The organism is Longimicrobium sp., from assembly GCF_036387355.1.
In the GTDB taxonomy this organism is placed as follows: Bacteria; Gemmatimonadota; Gemmatimonadetes; order Longimicrobiales; family Longimicrobiaceae; genus Longimicrobium.
Genome location: NZ_DASVTX010000418.1, coordinates 1 through 4,433, shown reverse-complemented (window position 1 = coordinate 4,433; position 4,433 = coordinate 1). Strand labels below are relative to the sequence as shown.

At 72.0% G+C, this 4,433-nt stretch carries 3 protein-coding genes; 2 read left to right on the top strand and 1 reads right to left on the bottom strand.

All coding sequences use genetic code 11. The features are described 5' to 3' along the window. Positions 1 to 1,498: GAF domain-containing sensor histidine kinase (locus VF665_RS18345; RefSeq protein WP_331054904.1), on the top strand; the 1,498-nt coding region annotated here is incomplete at its 5' end. A 300-nt stretch (positions 1,499 to 1,798) separates the two neighbouring features. On the opposite strand, the gene bioD is transcribed toward VF665_RS18345, so the two are convergent. Continuing rightward, positions 1,799 to 2,506, bottom strand: coding sequence for a dethiobiotin synthase (gene bioD / locus VF665_RS18340; protein WP_331054903.1), 708 nt, complete (start codon positions 2,504 to 2,506; stop codon positions 1,799 to 1,801). A 167-nt stretch (positions 2,507 to 2,673) separates the two neighbouring features. On the opposite strand from bioD, the gene VF665_RS18335 reads away from it, so the two are divergent. After that, on the top strand, positions 2,674 to 4,215 hold the full coding sequence (locus VF665_RS18335) for a PAS domain S-box protein (protein WP_331054902.1): 1,542 nt from the start codon (positions 2,674 to 2,676) through the stop codon (positions 4,213 to 4,215). Positions 4,216 to 4,433: the final 218 nt, after the last annotated feature.

Here is a 4,433-nt window from a genome sequence, read left to right as displayed (position 1 = left end):
GGCGCAGCTTCGCGCGGTGGCGGCACAGATGCAGAACGAGGAGGCGCGGCTGCTGGCCGAGAGGCAGGACCGCGAACGGCGGTACCGGTCCACCGTGGGGTGGGTGCTGCTGGCGAGCGGCGTGCTGGGCGGCGCGCTCTCGCTGCTGATCGGCACCCTTTTTTCGCGCTACGCCGCGGACCAGGAAGCGGCGTCCGCGCAGCTGGGGAGCGCCAACACGCTGCTGCGGGCACGCGCCGGCGCGCTGGAGCGCCGCGCGGCCGAGGAGGCGGCGCTGGCCGAGGTGGCGCGGCGGCTGACCACGGCGTTTGCCACGGACGAGGTGCTCAAGCGCATCGCCGACGGCGCCCTGTACGCCACGGAGGCGCACGGCGCGTTCGTGGAGCGGGTGGACCCGGAGCGCACCCGCGTCACCGTCGCGGCCGCGGCTGGAGAGGGGCTGCCGCCGCTGGGCACGGCCATTCCGTACCCCGGCTCGCTGGCCGCGGACGTGCTGGAACGCGATGCGCCGGAGTGGATTCCGGACGTTTCCACCGAGCGGCGGCCCATCGCGGCGGCGCTGGAAACGTGCTGCCACGCCTGCGCGGCACTGGTAGTGCCGCTGGTGTCGGAGAACGATGCGCTCGGCGCGCTGGTGCTGCTGGCCCGCCCGGGGCGGGACCCGTTCCCCCCGGACGCCGTGCTGCGCGCCCGCACCCTGGCGGACCTGGCGGCGGTGGCGCTGCGCCGGGCCATCCTGCTGGCGGAGGCGGAGTCGGCCAGCCGGGCCAAGAGCGCGTTTCTGGCCACGGTGAGCCACGAGATCCGCACCCCCATCAACGCCATCATCGGCTATTCGGAACTGCTGGAGATGGGGATTGACGGGGCGCTGAACGAGGCGCAGAGCCGGCGCGTGGGCCGCGTGCAGGCCAGCAGCCGCCACCTGCTTGGGCTCATCAACGACTTTCTGGACCTGTCGCGCATTGACGCGGGCGAGCTCGGGGTGAACCTGGCGCCCGTGCCGCTGGTGACGGTGGCGCGCTCCGCGGTGGAAATGATGGAAGCGGAGGCCGCGGCGCGCCCCGTCCGTCTGGCCTACGCGGCGGAGTGCGGCCCGGACGCGCGGTTCCAGGGCGACGAGGAGCGGGTGCGGCAGATTCTGCTGAACCTGCTCTCCAACGCCATCAAGTTCACCCCGCCGGACGGGTGGGTGACGGTGCGCTGCCGCGGCGTGCGCGAGCGGGGGCCCGCGCCGGGGCGGTGGACGTCCATCGAGGTGGAAGATGACGGGATCGGCATTGCCCCGGAGCAGCAGGAGCGCATCTTTGACCCGTTCGTGCAGGTGGAGAGCGGGTACACGCGCAGCCACGAGGGCACGGGGCTGGGCCTGGCCATCAGCCGCAACCTGGCGCGGTTGATGGGCGGTGAGGTGACGGTGCGCAGCCAGCCCGGCGCCGGAGCGTGCTTTACCCTCTGGCTTCCGGCTTTCGAGGACGACGGAGTCGCACGCGAGGGGTGATTCGTCGGGGCGCACGTTCGTCGCGGCGCAGATCGCTCGCGTTCAGGGCTCTACGGCCCCAACGGCTGTTACGCGAAGGACGCGAAAGGTCGCGGAAGTCGCAGGGGGAGTTCGGCGCGGAGGACATCGCCGACAATCTCACGATCTTCATGGGAGGAACTGAAGAAGGGAGGTGGCCCGCGCGGACCACCTCCCTTTCTTCAGTTCCTCCGCATCCTCCACGCGAGAGTTCCGTGGAAGTCCTGGCGCGACCGACAGCGGACCACGAGCACCGGATCCGCCGCCCGGAATCCTGCCGCGCTACTTTTCGGGGGCGTTGCGCGGGGCGATCAGCGTCTCGAAGCCGTTCTCTTCCGCGATCTCCACCGCGTACTCGATCGGGCGGTCCTTGCGGATCCACGGGAAGGGGAGGACGGGAACGGGATCCAGCAGCTCCACCAAGGCCTCCAGGTTGGTGCTGATGGCAATGCCGCGCGGGTCGGGCCCCATGGCGTTCAGCACCACGCCGCGCACCCGCAGCCCCGCGTCGTGCGCCGCGCGGACGGTGAGCAGGGTGTGGTTCAGCGCGCCCAGCCGGTTGCCGGCGACAACCACCAGGTCCAGCCCCCAACCCACGAACAGCCCGTCCCAGGCCAGGTCGCGCGTCACCGGCACCAGCAGGCCGCCCGCGCCTTCTACCAGAATGGCGTCGCGGCCCTCCGACAGGGTCTGGAACGCCGTCTCCAGCGCGTTCAGGTCCAGCAGCCCGCCGCTGCGCGAGGCGGCCACCCATGGGGCCAGCGGCTCCGCCATCAGGATGGGGCGCACAGTGTCCAGCGGGTCGTTCTGCCCCGCGGCGTCGCGCAGGCGCACGGCGTCGCTTTCGGGGTCGTCGGCCTTTACGCCCGTCTCAATGGGCTTCATGGCCGCCACGCGCAGGCCCCGATTGCGCATCATGGCCAGCAGCACGGTGCCGATCATCGTCTTGCCGACGTCGGTGTCCGTTCCCGTAATTCCCAGCCGGATCATTCGGTTCTCTCGTGCGGGGGCACCCGCGCGCGTGCGGCGGGCCAGCGAGCAAGGTGCGTGCGCCGTGCCACGGGCGAAAGGGTTGCGCGCGGCACGCCCTTTCCGTCAGCACCCGGCGCGCCCACCTTGTGGGAGCCCGTGGGTCTCATCCGCAACACAGCCGCACCATGCCGCACCGCCTTCGATCGCATCCGGCCGCGTCCGCCGCCCTTCCCGGGCGCGACGAGCTGTATCGCCTGCTGGTGGAGAACGTCACCGACTACGCCATCATCCTGCTGAGCCCCGACGGGCGCGTGGTGACGTGGACGGAGGGCGCCGAGCGCATGTTCGGCTACCAGGAGGCGGAGGCGCTGGGCCGCACATTCGACCTCTTCTTTCCGCCGGAGGACGTGCAGGGCGGCACGCCCGAGCGCGACCTGGCGCAGGCGGCGCGCGAGGGGCGGTGCGAGACGGTGGCGTGGCGGGTGCGCAAGGACGCGTCGAGGCTGTGGGCCAGCGTGGTGCTCACCGCCATCCACGATGCGTCCGGGCGCATGATCGGGTTCGGGCAGATCACCCGCGACCTCACGGAGCGCAAGGAGGTCGCGGAGCGGTACGAGGAAAGCCGCCAGCGCTACCGCTCGCTGTTCGAGAACAATCCCGACGCCGTCTGCTCGTTCGACCTGGACGGCACGCTGCGCACGGCCAACCCCGCCGCGGAGTCGCTGACCGGGCACCACGCGGACGACCTGCGCTCGCGCGCGTTCTGGACGCTGTTCGTGCCCGGGGACCGGGAGCGCATGCGGGCGCTGTTCCAGGCCGCGGCGGCGGGGCAGCCGCAGACGGCGCAGTCCGCGCTGCTGCAGGGTGCGGGGCGGCGGGTGGAGCTGCGGCTTACGCTGGTGCCCATTCTGGTGGGCGGCGACATCATCGGCGTGTACTGCATCGCCGAAGACGTCACGGAGCGGTTGCGCGCCGAGGCGGAGCGGGAGTCGCTGCTGCTGCGCGAGCGCATCGCCCGCGCCGAGGCCGAGGCGGCCAACGCGGCCAAGACGGACTTTCTGGCCGTGGTGAGCCACGAGCTCAAGACGCCCCTGCACGCCATCACCGGCTTTGCGGACCTGCTTCACGACGGCGAACTGGGGCCGCTGACGGACCCGCAGCGCCGCCCGGTGGACCGCATTCGCACCAACGGCCGCCAGCTGCTGCGGATGATTGAGGACGTGCTGGGCTACGCGCGGCTGGATTCCGGCGAGGACGGGGTGCGGCTGGAGCGGGTGCCGCTGGAGCGCGTGCTGGCCGAGCTGGTGGACGAAGCGCGCAAGGGCGCGGCGGCCAAGGGGCTCGCGCTGTCCATGGAGGTGCACGACGAGATCTGCCTGGCGGAAACGGACCCGGGCCGCGTGCGCGAGCTGATCCGCGCGCTGCTGAGCAACGCCGTCAAGTTCACCGAGGCGGGCGAGGTGCGGGTGACGCTGCGGCGCGAGCCGGCGTGGGTGGCGGTGGAGGTGCAGGACACGGGGATCGGCATTGAGCCGGAGCAGATGCCGCGCGTGTGGGACCCGTTCTGGCAGGCGGAGCACCCGCTGATCCGCAAGGTGGGGGGCACGGGGCTGGGATTGAGCATCGCGCGGCGCCTGTCCAGCCTGCTGGGCGGCGACATCGCCGTCGTCAGCACCCCCGGCCAGGGCTCCACGTTCACCGTCCGCCTCCCCTTGGCCCACGGCTGACGGGCGGCGTCCCGGCGAGGCCCTGACGCAGCGCCTCGCATCCGCTGTCGACGGGTACAATCGCATGCACAGCAACAGCTTGTCATCCTGAGGGAGCGGGCGCCGCCCCGTCAGGCGCGCCGAATCCCGCGCAACCGAAGGATCTACTCTCCGCCGAGCCAACGCTGCGGGACGCATACCCGTTCTCACAGGCGCAGCAGATCCTTCGTCGGCGCCAG

What these genes read in the sequence shown, in the direction of transcription:
- VF665_RS18335 (WP_331054902.1), top strand. Translation starts at nt 2,674, where the DNA reads ATGCCGCACCGCCTTCGATCGCATCCGGCCGCGTCCGCCGCCCTTCCC.
- bioD (WP_331054903.1), bottom strand. Translation starts at nt 2,506, where the DNA reads ATGATCCGGCTGGGAATTACGGGAACGGACACCGACGTCGGCAAGACG.